Source organism: Chryseobacterium sp. BGARF1 (assembly GCF_001677955.1).
In the GTDB taxonomy this organism is placed as follows: Bacteria; Bacteroidota; Bacteroidia; order Flavobacteriales; family Weeksellaceae; genus Chryseobacterium.
Map to the genome: position 1 here is coordinate 79,998 of NZ_LELA01000092.1, position 16,180 is coordinate 96,177.

Here is a 16,180-nt window from a genome sequence, read left to right on the forward strand (position 1 = left end):
AATCAGAGCGTTATTTTTTTACTCAATAAATTGAACAAACGATTGTTTAACTTTTGTACTTGTTTATTATCTAACCTTTTTATAATGTGAGTGGTATGGATAATCCTAAAATAAGTGCTTTATTAATCGTTTTTAATGAAGAAAAAAATATTGAAGAAGCTTTAAACTCGGTAGCGTTTGCTGACGAAATAATTGTTTTGGATTCTTTCAGTACCGATAAAACCGTTGACATTATAAAAAATAAATATCCCAACGTAAAACTTTATCAAAATAAATTTGAAGATTTTACCAAGCAACGCAATCTTTGCATTTCTTACGCAAAAAACGACTGGATTTTATTTTTAGACGCTGATGAGAGAATTACCCAGAAATTGAGAAATGAAATTTTAAAAGAAATTAAAAAACCTGTTACTCAAAACGCCTACTTTTTTAAACGCAAATTTTTCTTTATGGGCGAAAAAGTAAATTACTCGGGTACCCAGAATGACAAGAACATCCGTCTTTTTAAAAAAGAAGTGGCACATTATGACGAAAATAAAAGAGTTCATGAAGGGCTAAGTAACGTAGACAACCCTGGGACCTTACAAAACTATCTTCTTCATTTTTCTTTTGATTCTTATGAAGCTTACTACAAAAAAGTCATTCATTATTCAAAACTGAAAGCAAAAGATTTACACGAAAAAGGGGTTCACTATAAAATGGTGAAACAATTATCAAAAAGCGCATTTAATTTCTTTAAAACGTATATTCTAAAACTTGGTATTTTAGACGGCAAAAAAGGGTTAATACTCTCCTACTTAAGCGCTCTAAGTTCGTTTAAAACCTATGAATTTCTAAAAGAAGAATATGCATAACGATTATTTTTTTACAGTTTTAAAATTCTGAAAATAAACTGTATTTTTGCATCAGTAAGTCATACATCCATGAAGCTTTCTGTAGCAATAATTACTTTTAACGAAGATAGAATAATCGAAAAAAATCTAAATGCAATTCACGATTTAGCCGACGAAATCATTATTGTTGACAGCTTTTCTAAAGACTGTACAGAAGAGATTTGCTCTAGATTTCCAAAGGTAAAATTTATTCAGCAAAAATTTTTGGGTTTTGGAAAACAGAAAAATTTCGCTATTGAACAATGCCAATCAGAATGGATTTTGTTTTTAGATTCTGATGAAATTCCTGAAGAAGACTTAAAAAAGTCAATCAAAAAAATAATCTCAGAACCACAGCCGGAATTTAATGTTTACGACGCTGAATTTAATAATATTTTCTTGGGGGAAACCTTAAAATATGGAGGTTGGGGAAATATAAAAAGAGAAAGACTTTTCAGAAAAGGCCACGGAAAATACTCTGAAGACATTGTACATGAAGTATTCATTACGACAGAATCTAAAGGAAAACTGAAAGGGAAAATAAATCATTACACTTACAAAGACATTTATCACCACATCGAAAAGTCTAATAAATACACCTCGATGATGGCAGAAAAAATGTATAAGAATGGCAAAAAATCAAACATTTTTAAAATTCTTTTTAAGCCTATTTTTCAGTTCTTTAAATCTTATTTTTTACGTTTAGGATTTCTTGACGGTTTGGTTGGCTATTATGCGGCAGCAACAGCAGCTTTCTACACTTTTCTTAAATATAAAAAACTTCACGAAATTCATAAATTCAGATAGAATATGGTTCTTTTTTTTAAAAGAGTTTTGGGACTTTCAAAGAAAGAAAGTATTCGAATTTTGATGTATCATCAGGTGTTACCACAATCGATTGCTTATAAAAATGATTTGATTGTAACGGTTGAAAATCTTGATGAACAGCTAGTATACATCAAAAACAATTTCAAAACTGTATTTTTCAAAGATTTAGAAGATTCAAAATCTGTTGATAATAAAATTATTTTAACCTTCGATGATGGGTATTACAATAACTTACAATATCTGATTCCACTGCTCGAAAAACACCAGTTGAAAGCAACAATTTTCATTCCTACAGAGTTTATTCAAAACAATCTGAATGGAGAAGAAAGAGTCTATATGAATTTTGATGAAATAAAATCTCTGAATCCTAATTTAGTTGAAATTGCCTTGCACAGTCATTCTCACAAGAATTTTTCGCAAATGACGTTATCAGAAGCTGAAACAGACCTTTTAAAAAACATTGAAATTTTAGAACAAAATCAAATTAGTTTCACAAAAGTTTTGGCTTATCCGTATGGCAAATTTCCAAAAGAAAAAGAGCGTAAAAAAGAGTTTTTCAAAATGCTCGCCAGAATCGGAATTGTCTCAGCAATGAGGATTGGCAATAATATAGCATTTTACCCCTTTAAAAAGAGATTTGAAGTCAACCGTATCGACATCAAGTACGGAGATTCTTTAAAAACCTTTAAATGGAAACTCAAATTTGGAAAAACAAAGCTTTAACTCAGCCATCTTTTATATAAACCTTCATAGGCTTCAGCCATGCTTTTATAACTAAATTTTGAAGCTCTTTCCTTTAATTTTATAATATAATTTTCTTTATCAGCATTAAACTTTTCAATACCTTCATCATAAACTCTTTTCATCGAATCTGATGTAAAATCATTAAAGTAAAAAGCCAAATCTCCACCAATTTCGGGAAGACTGGTTAAATTACTTAGAAAAACAGGCTTTCCAAAATACATTGCTTCAACAGGAGGAATACCAAAACCTTCTGCAAGCGACGGGTGACAATACGATTCACAATGCTGAAGAAGAAAATATTTTTCATTATTCTCAACATTTTCAAGAATATGAACTTTCTTTTCTAAGCCTAAATTTTTCACTTTTTCAAGAAATTTTTCTTTGTGTTCAGATTTTGCTGAAGAGGTTACTAACACCAATTCTCTTTCATTTCCTGTGATGAGATTGAGCAAAACTTCCTGATTTTTTTTGGGGAAAAGCACCCCAATATTTAGAATGAATTTTCTATTGATAAACTCATATTTTTTTTCAGAACTAAAGTTTTCATTATCAGGAAAAATCAATCCATTATAAATCACTTCAACTTCTACGTCGTTTTTAAAAGTAAACAAATGTTTATTTTTAAGAAAATCATCTTTTACAAATTCTGAAATACAAACTATGGCATCTGCATTTCCTATATTTTTCTGAACGAGTTTTTTAGATTTTTCAATTTTTCTTTCAGAACTTTTATCATGAAGAAAATTCAAATCATGTAATGTAACTACTTTTTTCTGATGACTTTTTTTAGAATGAAAATAATCTGAAAGTTGATGCGTTACATGAATTAATGAAAAAGACGAGGTACTTATTGTAATTTTTTTATGCCAAAATTTCCAGTTAATAATCTTAAAATCAGATTGTGTCGTGGGAATATTTTTCTCTGGGCCGTAAAGTGTATAATGGAAATGGCACACTTTTTCGTCTATTCCTTTGATTAATGAAATGCAAACATTTGCAATTCCTGATTTAGGATATTTGAGTCGTTCAACGTCGATAAGGATATTCTTTTTCATGAAAAACACGGGCTTTTCCCCAAAATTAGAAATTTAAACTTTAAAATCTTTACTTTTGTTTTATGAAAATTTGTTTAATCAGTTTTGATTTCTGGCATTATGATGAACATATCGTAAATAAACTGAAAGAGAAAGGTGTAGATGCATACCACATCAACATTGGGGCTTTTACGCACAAAAATTTAGGGGCAAGGGTTAAGAATGCAATGAGTAAAGTTTTTATTGGAAAAAATCTGAAGCACGAGAAAAGACAAGAATTCATCATCAATTCTCTAAAAAAAATAGGAAAGCAGGACCAAATTTTAGTTATTAATCCCGAAGGTATTGAAGAACATGTACATAAAGTAATCAGAAAATATACAGACCGAAATATTGCCTATTTATACGACAGCATGTCAAGAAACCCTGCCCATCATATTTTACATTTTTTTGACACCGTTTTTTCTTTTGATGACGAAGATGTGAAAGAACATGGATTCAAAAAAATAACCAATTATAATTATCTGAAACACTGCCCTTATGAGCAGCAGCACCCTCATCTTGATCTTTTTTATATCACTTCGTACGATACGCAGAGATTACAGAAACTTAATATTTTAATTAATCAAATTGATGATTTAAACATCAATTTTAAAACAATTGTTGCCGGAAAGAAAAGCTGGAAAAATAAGATTACACAAATTGTTGACTCCAAAAACATCAATATCATTAAGTTCAGAACCAAAAATATTCCTCAACAATCATTACCAAAACTATACAAAAACACAAAAGTGATTCTTGATCTTCAGCGAGATAATCAAATGGGGCTAAGTTTCCGTATTTTTGAGGCAATGGCTTTAGAAAAAAAGTTTATTACTGACAATCGTACCATTAAAAATTACGATTTTTATAACCCGGAAAACATTTTGATTCTTAATGATGATTTCAGTAATATTGAAAAGTCTTTTTTTGAAACTGATTATCAAAAACTTTCGGACGAAATCTATTACAAATACACCTTATGTAATTGGGTGAATACTGTTTTTAATTTAAGCTAAATGACAAAAATTTCTGTCGCACTTTGTACTTATAACGGCGAAAAATACATCCGAGAACAAATAGATTCTATTTTAGAGCAATCTTTGAAAGTAGATGAAATTGTAGTGTGCGACGACGGATCAACAGATCAAACCCTAAATATTTTATCGGAATACGAAAATAAATTCCCCGATATTTTTAAAATCCATATCAATGAAAAAAATTTACGCAGTGTAAAAAACTTTGAAAAAGCAATCTCACTTTGTAATGGCGAAATTATATTTTTAAGTGACCAGGATGATGTTTGGGAAAATGATAAAGTGAAAATTTTCAGTGATTTTTTCGAAGACAACCAAAATGTTGATGTTGTATGCTCAAACGGATTTATTATCGATGAGAACAGTCTACAGCAAAATCTATATACAGTTTGGGATGTTCCAAGATTTTTAAGCGAAAACAAAAAAGAAATCAACTATTTTAAAATTTTTGCAACCATTGGAAATTTTGCAACAGGAGCTTCAATGGGCATCAGAAAATCATTTGTTAATAAGATTCTCCCCTTTCCAACTGTCGAAGGTTTACATCACGATGAGTGGATCGCATTGGTTTCTTCCGAACAAAAAAAGTTTGCCTTTTTAAATGAAAAACTCTTTTCCTATCGTATTCACAGCGAACAACAAGTCGGAGGAATCTGTTATTCTAAAGATGAAGTTTCTAAAGAAAAACTGATTAGCCGTTTCGATTATGATAAAGCCCCTAAAACGTTCAGAGATTTTAAAATAAAACTGAGAACGCTTAATGATAAAGAAAGAAAATTCACAGCTTATCTTGAAAAAGATTCTAATGAAAATGCGAAAAGATTTTTGAAAGAAGTTCAGAATGAAAAATTAGCTTTATACCAAAAATTAAAATCTGAGCATTTTGCTCTTTTCCTATTCTTTAAATATTTTTACAGATGAACAGAATCCTCATCATCATGCATAACTATGCAGGAATTTCAGACCTCATCAAAAAAAATCTGGAGTCTTTGAATTATGACAATGTAGATTTTTTACTGTATTCTGATGAAAAATTCAGATACAAAAACTGGCGTGAGCAACTTAATAATGTTTACCGAAAAACAGTTTTAGGAGATAAAAAGTACAAAGAGATTCTGAGGAAAGCCTTTATAGAAAACACATTGATAGAGAAGGCTAAAAGATTACCTGAATACGAAACGATTTTGGTAATGACAACAGATTTCTTTTCCGAAGAATTCTTAAGCATTATCCGAACCAAAACTAAAAAACTAGTCGGAAATCATTGGGACGGACTTAACAGAACACCGAATGTTTATCCTAAACTTAAGTTCTTTGACAGGTTTTTCGTATTTGACAAAAATGATGTTGATGAAAAGAAAAACATTTTCTTCCTCACCAATTTCTTTTTTAATTTTGAAGAAGAGAAAGCCCAACCAACCATAAAAAACGATGTTTTCTATATCGGAACATATGTGGAAGAGCGATTTAAAAAATTAAAAAACATTTCAGCAATTTTAAGTCTGAAAAAAATCAGTCAAAAAATACTGCTTTTCAGTTGGGACAAAAGAGAAGCTGAAGGAGAAATCAATTTCACCAATCAATTTCTGACATACGATGAAAATATGGGCTGGGTTAAAAGCTCTAAAGCACTTTTAGATTTAAAACTGAAAGAACACAACGGGTTATCTTTCCGCTTTTTTGAAGCATTAAAATACGAAAAGAAATTAATTACTGATAATCCGGATGTAAAAAATTACGATTTTTACAACCCAGAAAACATCTTTATCATTGGCGAAGATTCTGAAGAGAATCTGAATAGTTTTATTGAAAATCCTTATCAGGAAATTCCTGCAGAAATCAAAAATAAATACAGTTTTGAAAACTGGTTCAAAACACTTATTTCTTAAGACATGAACGAAACAATCTCTATCATTATTCCTTACTACAAAGGTGAAGACTACATTCATGAAACCTTAAAAAGTGTTTATGATCAAACCTACCAGGATTTTGAAGTTATTATTGTGAATGATGGTTCTGAAAGAGCAGCTTTAGATCTAATTGAACAAAATGAAGCTTTTAAAAATCTAAAAATCATTCATCAGGAAAACCAAGGACAATCTTCTGCCAGAAATAACGGTGTGAAATCTGCCACAGGAAAATATATTCTCTTTCTGGATTGTGATGATCTTATCGACAAAACATTTTTAGAAAAAACACATCAGATTCTTTCAAAAAACAAAGAGGTTAGAATCTGCTACACGAAAGGAAAATTCTTCGAAAAAACAGATAAAGAATGGGTTCTTCAGCCTTTCAACACTTTTGATTTCTTAATTGAAAACTGTATTCCTATTACCGCTCTTATTTACAAAGAAGATTTTGATAAAATCGGAGGTTTTGATACTCAATTAAACTACTACGAAGATTGGGATTTCTGGATTTATTTAATTGAAATGGGCGTGAAAGTTCATAAAATTGATGAATTTTTATTCTTCTACAGAATAAGAAATACGGCAGATTCGCTTACCAATACAAGCATAGACAACAGCTCCAGACTGTCTGATAATTTCTTTGAGATCTATAAAAAACATTATACCTTTTATAAACAAAATGGGTTAGATTTTCATAACATTATGAGTTTAATCCGCGAGAATAAAAAGTATAAAGCCAAGTATTATAATGAATGGTACAGAAAATTGATTTATAAATTTTTTAAGCCTAAAAAATATCAGAAAATTTATAAAAATTAATTTTCGAATTCTAAATACTGAAGCATCTTTTTAATATTCTGCTCCTGAGTTTCTATAGAGAATTTTGAAAGCGGCAAAAGGCTGTTATCGTGTAAAGTCTGCCAAATACTTTCATTATCATACAATTCAAGGATTTTATCTGCAAAATTTTGAGGATTTTCATCAGAGATCAATGCTGTTTTTTGATCCTCAAGGCTCATTCCTTCGGCGCCAATTCCGGTGGTAATTACAGGTAATTTAAATTCTAAAGCCTGTCCGATTTTTCCTTTTACTCCGGCTCCGTAACGAAGTGGTGCTACAAAAACTCTGGAATTTTCAAACCAAAAATCTACGGTTTCCTGATAACCTAAAATCTGAAAACGCTCAGAATGGTATTTTTCTTTCAGATCGGCAGGGAAATCTGGTCCCAAAATAAAGATTTTAATCTGATTATTTTTTGCCCAAACTAAAGGCATAATCTGGTTATGCAAAAATTTCACAGCATCAATATTCGGCAAATGATTGTAACCCCCAATAAAAAGCAACCCTTCTCTTTCAGAAAAACTTAACGGAACATTTTCTACCGGTTTGTGAATATTACTTACCGTGAAAATTTTATCTTTTTTGACCCCGTTTTCAGAAACTGTATTTTTTTCTTCATCACTTATAGAAATCACCGCATCTGAAATATTCATTCCAGCATATTCTTTTTCTTTGAAGAAACTTATTTCCTGTTCTCTTTCTTTTGTGACAACATCGATATAATTATTTTCGCGCTCCATTCTCAGATAATGAAGGTCAACCATATCATAAATAATCTTTTTCCCGCTTGCTTTATCTTGAATCAAATTATACCAATAATCAAAGCCTAAAGGTCTGAAAATCCAGACTACATCAACATACGATAAAGCGTTTACAACCTGATCGGCGACTTTTACAATTTTATTTTGGGCATTTACATAATCCCTGCAAATTTCAATCCCAGCATTTTGAAAATAAGGAATATAATCAGAATCTTTAGTTTCATCAAAATGTTTAACCGCCAAAACAATGTGATGACCGTTTCTCTGAAGGATCTTTAAAATTTCCATAAACCTTCTTGAGCCGGAATCCTGATCTGGCTTTGGCATATTTTCCTCTAAAAAGAGAAAATTTGGAGTTTTGTAAGTTTTATAGTAGGTTTTCTCGCTTTTTAAATATTTTCTATCTGTGAAATAAGAATTCCAATGATTAGCAAAACCTTCCTTATCATTGTTCGTTTTTGCTGTAAAAGAATTATCAAAACAAACAACTTCTGAATTTGGCTGATAATAAGTATTTAAATTTTCTTCTTTTTTCAATTTCAAACACAAATCAGCTTCTGCAAAATGCGATGAAGAAAATGTTTCATTCAGTAAATTTAAATCTCCGGTTTTATTGATTTTAGGGAACAATAGACTTCCGGTGCAAAAATCTACTTTTCTTACAAAATTAAATTGAGGAGTATCAATTGCTTCAGATTTACCTAATTCAACGATTTCAGAATTTTCAAAAACTAAATTTCCAGCTTCGATTATAGTATTCTCAGTAGAAATCAATTTAGAGCCCACTGCTCCTACATTTTCTTTGGAATTAAAAACCTCCATCAAACTTGACAAATAATTCCCCTGAACCAAAGCATGAGAATCTAAAAGATAAATAAATCTTCCTTTTGCCTTTTCAATGGCATGATTTATACCTTTAACCAAACCAAGGTTTTCTTCAGAATTAATCAAGATTATTCCTTTTATATTTCCTAAATAACTGCGTATTTCATCAATATTTTTATCATTAATAACAATAATTTCTCTGGAAATATTTTGGTCATATTTTTGAATATGATAAAGGCAATTGAGAATCGTTTTCAAATCATCAACGTCATAAATAATAATTGAAACTTCAGGATTGACTTCTGTAGAAAAATTAAAGGGATAACTTTTAAAAAAATCAAGATTTTGAAGATTGGCAGTCACCTTTCTCCTATTTTTGATAAAGTGATAATCCTTGATTTTATTTTTAAAAAACCTTTTAATTCCCATTTTAAATTTATTATTTTGTCTAAGTTTTTTTTGCGAAAACGAATTTAAGCATTTATTTCCTCAACTTTCAAGAATCCTCATCCTAAACCAAGATCATTAATGAATTTTTCTAATAAGAACTTATTATTTTTCTTTCCCGAAAGTCCTTTTTCCAAAAGAGCCGGAAATGTTTTACGTACTTACACCAATCTCAAACAATTGAAGTCTTTAGGCTTGAATATTGACCTTGTAGGGGTAGAAGATTATTACAATAGTTTTGGAGATTCTCCTGAAGATACTGATTCTACAATTATTGACGCTGTTTTTGTTCTGAAAACCAAACCACCAAAGAAAAAACTAACCCTTGAATATTGGAAATACAAATTTCTGAAAAAAATTGAGAAAAAAAATCCAAATCAATATCTTACCACCTATTTAAAAAATAATTTTGGAGCTATTCTTGATAAGAAAAAATACGATTATATCTTTATCAATTACGAGTTCTGGACAGACCTCATCCGTGATCAGGATCTAAAAGGATCCAAAACCATCGTTGATACTCACGACTGGATTACGCTGAATGAGTTTTATAACAATCAAAACCTTGATTTGGGTAAAAGATTCGGTGAAGAAATCAACAATCTTTCGTTTTATGATAAAGTGGTTACTATTTCTCAGGACGAATACTTTATTTTCAACAGTTTTTTAGGAGATAAAGTGATTAATATTCCGCCAAGTTTTCAAGAAAATTTCGAAGACACAAACACCGAAAAAAAATATGATCTTATATTTGTAGGAAGTGACAACCCTTTTAATATATTATCGATTAACTGGTTTGTCGAAAAAGTCTTGCCCCTTCTCACTAAAGAAATAAAAATTTGTATTATTGGAAGAATCTGTAAACACGTTCCAGATCGTGAAAATATTGAAAAAGTATTTTTTGCAGACGACTTAGAAACCTATTATCATGCAAGCAAAATTGCAATTTGCCCAATGCTGAAAGGAACCGGTATAAAAATTAAAGTCGTTGAAGCCTTATCTTTCGGACTGCCTGTAGTAGGAACTGAAAAAGCGGTTGATGGGTTTTTAGACAAAAAAAATAACGGCTGTAAAGTAAGTGATGATGAAAAAATATTTGCAGATATTATCAACAATCTCTTAAACAATTCATCAGACTACGAAAAACAAAAACAGGAGGCCACTGAGTTTTTCAAAAATAATTTTTCTGAAGAGAAATCAATTAAACTTTGGAAAAAAACTTTAAATTTTTAATGACATTATGCATTCACTTATTTTATTCATTAAAACATATAAACCCGATTTTGAAAGGGTAAAAAAGCTTCTTTCATCAATAGAAAAGCATAATAAAGACAATATCCCTATCGTTATATCTGTCAATGACAATGATTTTGATTTTTTTAAAGAAAATATTAAAAATTATAATATTATTAAAGATTCAGATATCATTACGGCTGACAGTTCTGATGGATGGAGATATCAACAAATCATAAAAGCTCACGTTTATAAGTTGAACCTTTGCAAAAATTATTTGTGTATCGATTCTGATTCAGAATTTATTACGGATTTTTATTATTCAGACTTTCTATATGATGAAAATACGCCTTACACGATCATGCATGAATCTAAACCCTTTTTGGAAACAATGGAAAACATTGGATTAGATTCTGAAAACATTTTCTTTAAAGAAGCATTACGAGCAACTCGCCCATTGTTTGGGAACAAAGGAAAAGAATGGGATTACGGCCCGTCTCCGTATCTTTGGAGCTGTAAGGTTTGGGAACATTTTGTAGAAGTTTATTTAAAAAATGAAAATAAAACTTTTTTAGATTTTTTCCAGGAAATAGATAAAGTAACGCCACCATCGGAATGTGTGATATACGGAGAATATCTTCTTAAGACTAAACTTATAGATTTGTATCCTATAGAAGGTTTTTTTAAAGTATATCATTACGAAAAACAATATCAGCTTGAAAAAAAATTCCATGATATTGAGAAATTTAAAAAAGTATATTTAGGCATTATTTTCCAAAGTAATTGGGAGATAAAAAAGAAAAAATTCTTATTATTCAAATGAAAATATCAATAGTAACAGCATATTACAACAGAAAAAAACTTTTTGACACTACCCTTTTAAGTATTTCAAAACAAATTGAAAATCATAGATTAGATATTGAAGTAATTGCTGTAGATGACGGTAGTGATGAAGACGAAAGATTAGAAGAACTTACCAATAAGTATCCATTTTTAAAAATCATCAGATTAGAAAAAAAAGACAAATGGTACTCTAATTCTTGTATTCCTTTTAACATAGGATTTAAAGAAGCAAAAGGAGATATTATCATATTACAGAATCCTGAATGTACTCATCATGGAGACATTTTAAAGTATACCTTAGAAAATATCACTAATGAAAACTATATAAGTTTTGCATGTTTTTCTCTCGGTATAGAGAGCACAAATAATATTGAAACTTTTCTGAATGATTCTGAAAAGCTGAATGAGCTTATGCAAAAAAATAATGTAGGCTACATCGGAGACGGATTAGACTGTTGGTACAATCACCCCGTTATAAATCCTAAGGGATATCATTTTTGTGCGGCTATTACAAAAGAAAACTTATACGATTTGGGAGGATTTGACGAAAGGTTTGCAAAAGGAATTGCTTTTGATGATAACGAATTTTTATATAGAGTAAATTTAAAAGGTCTTGAAATACAAATTGTGGAAGCCCCAATTGTACTTCATCAAAATCATTATTCTAAAATATCTTATACCACAGATAAAAATCTTTTAGATGATGAAACCTATCAACAACGATTACAATTAGCCGAAAAAAATAGAATCTTATTCGAATTGGTTACAAAATCTGAAAAACCATGGCGGGTTAATTACTTTTTTGAAACTGAAAAGCACAAGACCGAAAAAAAATTATTAGAAAAAATAAAATTTAAAGTAAAGAAACTTTTTTAAACTTTACCTCAATAGGAAGTTTGAAATAATAAAGCCAAAAATAAAATAATATTTGTTTTATTTTTGGCTTTATTTATTAGTAAGAATTAATAATTCAATTAGCTTCTATCATACTCATCATCCAACCTCACAATATCATCTTCCCCAAAGTAAGTTCCTGTCTGTACTTCGATGAAGACAACTGGTTTTTCTGAAAGGTTCATGATTCTATGCTTAGCTCCTAAAGGGATGAAAATACTTTCGCCATAAGACAGTTTTATTTCTTTATCATCCAAAATAATAGTAGCATCACCTTCAATAATCGTCCATTGCTCTTGTCTTTTGTGGTGATATTGATATGATAACTTTTGCCCTGGATTTACCTCAATTCTTTTCAGTTTATAATTAGGTTCGTCTGCCAAAACATAATATTTCCCCCAAGGTCTTTCACCAATTTCTAACATATTCTTTGAATTCTAAATTTATACAAATGTATATATTAAGATTAAAAAACCCAATATAGAAAACATTAAACATCATTAAAATATTTAATTTTAAGTAAATTTGCAGAAATTTTATTTAAAATGGAGAAAGTAAGAGTCCGTTTTGCACCAAGTCCTACAGGACCTTTGCATTTGGGAGGCGTAAGAACCGCATTGTATGATTATCTTTTTGCTAAAAATCAGGGCGGAGAATTTGTGTTAAGAATAGAAGACACCGATACTGCAAGATATGTAGAAGGAGCCGAAGAATACATTGAGGAAGCCTTAGAATGGTGCGGGATCATCCCCGATGAAAGCCCTAAAAAAGGTGGGAAATTTGCTCCATACAGACAATCTGAAAGAAGAGATATTTACGATAGATACACAGAGCAAATCCTTAAAACCGATTACGCCTACATCGCTTTTGACACTGCGGAAGAACTAGACGCTATTCGTGCTGAATATGAAGCTAAAGGTGATGTTTTCTCTTATGACAATAAAACAAGAAACCGTTTAAGAAACAGCCTTGCCCTTTCTGAAGAGGAAGTTCAAAAGTTGTTGGATGCAAAAACACCTTACGTTGTAAGATTTAAAATGCCTGTTGACAGAACTTTAGGTTTGGTCGACATTATCCGTGGAAATACTTCAGTAAACACAGATATTTTAGATGATAAAGTTTTGGTAAAAAACGACGGAATGCCAACTTACCACTTCGCCAACATTATTGATGACCATGAGATGGAAATTTCTCACGTTATCCGTGGTGAAGAATGGTTGCCTTCTTTAGGTTTACACACTTTATTATATGAAGCAATGGGTTGGGAAGCTCCCCAGTTTGCTCACCTTTCTTTAATTTTAAAACCAGAAGGAAAAGGAAAATTAAGCAAAAGAGATGGTGATAAATTTGGTTTCCCGGTATTTCCTTTAAACTTCACAGACCCTGCAACAGGACACGTGTCTAAAGGATATAGAGAAAGTGGATATTTGCCTGAAGCATTCATCAATATGGTAGCACTTTTAGGTTGGTCTCCTGCAGATGATAAAGAAATTTTGACTTTGGATGAAATGGTGAAAGAATTTGATTTGCATAAAGTTCATAAAGCCGGAGCAAGATTCAGTAAAGAAAAATCTGAGTGGTTTAATCATCAGTATATTCAAAAAACTTCTGATGAAGAATTATTAACAATCCTTAAAAATTCAGATTTAAGTTTAAATATTGACGATGAAAAATTGTTGAAAATTATTCATCTGATGAAAGAAAGAGCAACTTTTCCGAAAGACATTTACGAAAACGGAAAATTCTTTTTTGAAGCGCCAACTTCTTATGATGAAAAAGCTTCAAAAAAAGCTTGGAATGACGAAACTTCAAATCTTTTGACTGAATTTGCTGAAAATTTAAATTCAATAAATGATTTCGTTTCAGAAAACATCAAACAAAGCTTGCACGACTTTGCAGAAAACAAAGGTTTGGGAATGGGGAAAGTAATGATGCCTCTTCGTTTAGCTTTGGTAGGAGAATTGAAAGGGCCAGACGTTCCAGATATTTTGGAACTCATTGGAAAAGAAGAAAGTATCGCCAGAATAAGCAATGCTGTAAATAATTTTAAATAGGTTTTCATAATTTTTCATACATTTGAAAGATTTAATTTACTTCAAGAATGGAATATTTAAGTTTCGAACTTCCTATAAAAGAGCTGATGGATCAATATCAAACATGTTCTTTAGTAGGAGAAGAAAGTGGTGTTGATGTAAAATTAGCATGCAGTCAAATCGAAGATAAGATCAGAGATACCAAAAAAGAAATCTATGGAAATCTTACGCCTTGGCAAAGAGTACAGTTATCGCGTCATCCGGATCGCCCATATACTTTAGATTACATCAAAGGTATGGTAGATAAAGGAAGCTTCCTTGAGCTTCACGGTGACAGAAACTTTGCAGATGATCCTGCATTGATTGGTGGTTTGGCTACATTGGATGGTCAAAGAATCATGATTTTGGGAACCCAAAAAGGGAGAACAACCAAAGAAAGACAATACAGAAGATTCGGAATGCCAAATCCGGAAGGCTACAGAAAAGCTTTAAGACTAATGAAATTAGCAGAGAAGTTCAAAATTCCTGTAGTAACTTTAGTTGATACACCGGGAGCATACCCTGGTTTGGAAGCTGAAGAAAGAGGACAAGGTGAAGCGATCGCAAGAAACATTTTTGAAATGACCATGCTTAAAACTCCTATTTTCACTTACATTATTGGTGAAGGAGCAAGTGGTGGTGCATTAGGAATTGGTGTTGGTAACAAAGTATATATGTTGGAAAACACTTGGTACACCGTAATTGCACCAGAAAGCTGTTCTTCAATTCTTTGGAGAAACTGGGATCATAAAGAAGATGCTGCAAATGCATTGAATCTTACGCCGAAAGATGCATTGAGAGAAAAATTCATCGACGGAATTGTAGAAGAGCCACTTGGTGGAGCTCATTATGACCCGGAAGTTGCTTATTTAAATTTAAAGGCTTCTATTTTACAGAACATAAAAGCTTTCTCTAAATTTACAGGTAAGGAACTGGAAACTCACAGACAAGACAAGTTTATTGCGATGGGGCAATTTAAAGGATAAAAAAAAGCGGTTAAGAAAATTCTTAACCGCTTTTTTATGTTTACTCAGCTACATTAAGCTGAATCTCGATATCTTTATTTATTTTCTTTAAAGAAGAGTATTTGGCGTCGCAAACTGAGGTTGTTAAAACATAATCGCCTTTCTCTACCATTATAAAGTTTTGTCCGCTAGCAGGAACATCAAGATTATAATATTTTTTTCCGCTTATTTTTACAATCAATCTGCATTTTGATTTATTTCTGATATTGATGTAAGCTTCTTTATCGCTTGGATCATTATTAAAAAGATGAGTCAGGTAAGAAGCTGTTTTCTTTGCTTCAGCACTTGGTTCAGATTTTTTACTAGAACTTCCCATCGAAGCATAAGAAACTGATCTTTCAGGCGTAGTAGCTGTTTTAGAATTAGAAACTATCGCTTTGCCTTTATTGAGTTCACTATTGCTTACAATTTTCTCAATTTTATCTTTGCTGATTGGTTTTATCGTAGGCTTAGCTTCAATAGAGTTATCTGCCATGATGATGGTAATCAATTTTCTTTTGAGTTCATCATTTTTTTCGTGCCCTGGATTTTGTTTAATAAAGCCTGCAATTATTCTTGCTTCTGCACTTGTCTGTGCTTCTTCCAGCGTATAAATAATTACAGTTTCCTTTTCTGCAACTACTTTAGACTTACTTTTTTTCTTTTTTTGAGAAAACCCCAAACTGAAAATGGATAGAAATAGGATTAGAAATATTTTGTTCATGGAATAAAAAATTATTAAATAAATACTATAACGTTAAAAGTCATTTTTTAGTTTATCATTAAAATCATTATCT

The 16,180-nt window shown here is 30.9% G+C and carries 16 protein-coding genes; 12 read left to right on the top strand and 4 right to left on the bottom strand.

Going from position 1 to position 16,180, the window contains the following annotated elements; all coding sequences use genetic code 11:
* The first annotated feature begins 95 nt into the window (after nucleotides 1-95).
* From AB671_RS17700 to AB671_RS17710, 3 genes are all read left to right on the top strand, one after another.
* The gene (locus AB671_RS17700) at nucleotides 96-854 is read left to right on the top strand and encodes a glycosyltransferase family 2 protein (protein ID WP_066674733.1); all 759 of its coding nucleotides are present in this window, start codon (nucleotides 96-98) and stop codon (nucleotides 852-854) included.
* A gap of 69 nt (nucleotides 855-923) precedes the next feature.
* Nucleotides 924-1,679, top strand: a complete 756-nt coding sequence (locus AB671_RS17705; protein ID WP_066674735.1) for a glycosyltransferase family 2 protein — start codon at nucleotides 924-926, stop codon at nucleotides 1,677-1,679.
* Nucleotides 1,680-1,682: 3 nt separating this feature from the next.
* On the top strand, nucleotides 1,683-2,423 hold the full coding sequence (locus AB671_RS17710; protein WP_066674737.1) for a polysaccharide deacetylase family protein: 741 nt from the start codon (nucleotides 1,683-1,685) through the stop codon (nucleotides 2,421-2,423).
* Here the strand turns inward: AB671_RS17710 and AB671_RS17715 are convergent.
* The gene (locus AB671_RS17715) at nucleotides 2,420-3,499 is read right to left on the bottom strand and encodes a glycosyltransferase family 4 protein (protein WP_066674738.1); all 1,080 of its coding nucleotides are present in this window, start codon (nucleotides 3,497-3,499) and stop codon (nucleotides 2,420-2,422) included. The two genes, AB671_RS17710 and AB671_RS17715, sit on opposite strands and share 4 nt — an antisense overlap.
* A gap of 62 nt (nucleotides 3,500-3,561) precedes the next feature.
* Here AB671_RS17715 and AB671_RS17720 point away from each other — a divergent pair, with 62 nt between their 5' ends.
* The 4 genes from AB671_RS17720 to AB671_RS17735 are packed head-to-tail and all read left to right on the top strand — an operon-like array spanning nucleotide 3,562 to nucleotide 7,283.
* Complete coding sequence (locus AB671_RS17720; RefSeq protein WP_066674741.1) at nucleotides 3,562-4,536, top strand: hypothetical protein; 975 nt, start codon at nucleotides 3,562-3,564, stop codon at nucleotides 4,534-4,536.
* On the top strand, nucleotides 4,537-5,475 hold the full coding sequence (locus AB671_RS17725; RefSeq protein ID WP_066674743.1) for a glycosyltransferase family 2 protein: 939 nt from the start codon (nucleotides 4,537-4,539) through the stop codon (nucleotides 5,473-5,475).
* Complete coding sequence (locus AB671_RS17730) at nucleotides 5,472-6,443, top strand: hypothetical protein (RefSeq protein WP_066674746.1); 972 nt, start codon at nucleotides 5,472-5,474, stop codon at nucleotides 6,441-6,443. Before AB671_RS17725 ends, AB671_RS17730 begins: the two co-directional genes overlap by 4 nt.
* A gap of 3 nt (nucleotides 6,444-6,446) precedes the next feature.
* The gene (locus tag AB671_RS17735; RefSeq protein ID WP_066674749.1) at nucleotides 6,447-7,283 is read left to right on the top strand and encodes a glycosyltransferase; all 837 of its coding nucleotides are present in this window, start codon (nucleotides 6,447-6,449) and stop codon (nucleotides 7,281-7,283) included.
* On the opposite strand, the gene AB671_RS17740 is transcribed toward AB671_RS17735, so the two are convergent.
* Nucleotides 7,280-9,319 (bottom strand): glycosyltransferase, encoded by a 2,040-nt coding sequence (locus AB671_RS17740; RefSeq protein ID WP_066674751.1) that lies wholly within the window; start codon nucleotides 9,317-9,319, stop codon nucleotides 7,280-7,282. The two genes, AB671_RS17735 and AB671_RS17740, sit on opposite strands and share 4 nt — an antisense overlap.
* Nucleotides 9,320-9,418: 99 nt before the next feature.
* On the opposite strand from AB671_RS17740, the gene AB671_RS17745 reads away from it, so the two are divergent.
* Genes AB671_RS17745 through AB671_RS17755 form a run of 3 tightly spaced genes read left to right on the top strand, consistent with a single transcriptional unit; the run spans nucleotide 9,419 to nucleotide 12,289 of the window.
* Nucleotides 9,419-10,570, top strand: coding sequence for a glycosyltransferase (locus tag AB671_RS17745; RefSeq protein ID WP_066674753.1), 1,152 nt, complete (start codon nucleotides 9,419-9,421; stop codon nucleotides 10,568-10,570).
* Nucleotides 10,571-10,577: 7 nt separating this feature from the next.
* On the top strand, nucleotides 10,578-11,393 hold the full coding sequence (locus tag AB671_RS17750) for a DUF6492 family protein (RefSeq protein WP_066674756.1): 816 nt from the start codon (nucleotides 10,578-10,580) through the stop codon (nucleotides 11,391-11,393).
* Nucleotides 11,390-12,289: a glycosyltransferase family 2 protein gene (locus tag AB671_RS17755; protein WP_157444245.1), complete on the top strand. Its 900-nt coding sequence runs from the start codon at nucleotides 11,390-11,392 to the stop codon at nucleotides 12,287-12,289. The genes AB671_RS17750 and AB671_RS17755 overlap by 4 nt, the downstream gene beginning before the upstream one ends.
* Nucleotides 12,290-12,387: 98 nt before the next feature.
* On the opposite strand, the gene AB671_RS17760 is transcribed toward AB671_RS17755, so the two are convergent.
* A complete protein-coding gene (locus tag AB671_RS17760) occupies nucleotides 12,388-12,732 on the bottom strand; it encodes a phosphomannose isomerase type II C-terminal cupin domain (RefSeq protein ID WP_066674759.1) in 345 nt (114 codons plus the stop codon).
* 120 nt (nucleotides 12,733-12,852) lie between these two features.
* Here AB671_RS17760 and gltX point away from each other — a divergent pair, with 120 nt between their 5' ends.
* The gene (gene gltX / locus AB671_RS17765; protein WP_066674764.1) at nucleotides 12,853-14,361 is read left to right on the top strand and encodes a glutamate--tRNA ligase; all 1,509 of its coding nucleotides are present in this window, start codon (nucleotides 12,853-12,855) and stop codon (nucleotides 14,359-14,361) included.
* A gap of 47 nt (nucleotides 14,362-14,408) precedes the next feature.
* A complete protein-coding gene (locus AB671_RS17770) occupies nucleotides 14,409-15,365 on the top strand; it encodes an acetyl-CoA carboxylase carboxyltransferase subunit alpha (protein WP_066674773.1) in 957 nt (318 codons plus the stop codon).
* 40 nt (nucleotides 15,366-15,405) lie between these two features.
* Here the strand turns inward: AB671_RS17770 and AB671_RS17775 are convergent, their stop codons facing one another.
* Complete coding sequence (locus AB671_RS17775; protein ID WP_066674776.1) at nucleotides 15,406-16,107, bottom strand: DUF6759 domain-containing protein; 702 nt, start codon at nucleotides 16,105-16,107, stop codon at nucleotides 15,406-15,408.
* Nucleotides 16,108-16,180: the final 73 nt, after the last annotated feature.

Excerpts from the sequence above, each read along its gene's own strand:
- AB671_RS17700 (WP_066674733.1), top strand. The coding sequence starts at position 96 with ATGGATAATCCTAAAATAAGTGCTTTATTAATCGTTTTTAATGAAGAA.
- AB671_RS17705 (WP_066674735.1), top strand. The coding sequence starts at position 924 with ATGAAGCTTTCTGTAGCAATAATTACTTTTAACGAAGATAGAATAATC.
- AB671_RS17710 (WP_066674737.1), top strand. The coding sequence starts at position 1,683 with ATGGTTCTTTTTTTTAAAAGAGTTTTGGGACTTTCAAAGAAAGAAAGT.
- AB671_RS17715 (WP_066674738.1), bottom strand. The coding sequence starts at position 3,499 with ATGAAAAAGAATATCCTTATCGACGTTGAACGACTCAAATATCCTAAA.
- AB671_RS17720 (WP_066674741.1), top strand. The coding sequence starts at position 3,562 with ATGAAAATTTGTTTAATCAGTTTTGATTTCTGGCATTATGATGAACAT.
- AB671_RS17725 (WP_066674743.1), top strand. The coding sequence starts at position 4,537 with ATGACAAAAATTTCTGTCGCACTTTGTACTTATAACGGCGAAAAATAC.
- AB671_RS17730 (WP_066674746.1), top strand. The coding sequence starts at position 5,472 with ATGAACAGAATCCTCATCATCATGCATAACTATGCAGGAATTTCAGAC.
- AB671_RS17735 (WP_066674749.1), top strand. The coding sequence starts at position 6,447 with ATGAACGAAACAATCTCTATCATTATTCCTTACTACAAAGGTGAAGAC.
- AB671_RS17740 (WP_066674751.1), bottom strand. The coding sequence starts at position 9,319 with ATGGGAATTAAAAGGTTTTTTAAAAATAAAATCAAGGATTATCACTTT.
- AB671_RS17745 (WP_066674753.1), top strand. The coding sequence starts at position 9,419 with ATGAATTTTTCTAATAAGAACTTATTATTTTTCTTTCCCGAAAGTCCT.
- AB671_RS17750 (WP_066674756.1), top strand. The coding sequence starts at position 10,578 with ATGCATTCACTTATTTTATTCATTAAAACATATAAACCCGATTTTGAA.
- AB671_RS17755 (WP_157444245.1), top strand. The coding sequence starts at position 11,390 with ATGAAAATATCAATAGTAACAGCATATTACAACAGAAAAAAACTTTTT.
- AB671_RS17760 (WP_066674759.1), bottom strand. The coding sequence starts at position 12,732 with ATGTTAGAAATTGGTGAAAGACCTTGGGGGAAATATTATGTTTTGGCA.
- gltX (WP_066674764.1), top strand. The coding sequence starts at position 12,853 with ATGGAGAAAGTAAGAGTCCGTTTTGCACCAAGTCCTACAGGACCTTTG.
- AB671_RS17770 (WP_066674773.1), top strand. The coding sequence starts at position 14,409 with ATGGAATATTTAAGTTTCGAACTTCCTATAAAAGAGCTGATGGATCAA.
- AB671_RS17775 (WP_066674776.1), bottom strand. The coding sequence starts at position 16,107 with ATGAACAAAATATTTCTAATCCTATTTCTATCCATTTTCAGTTTGGGG.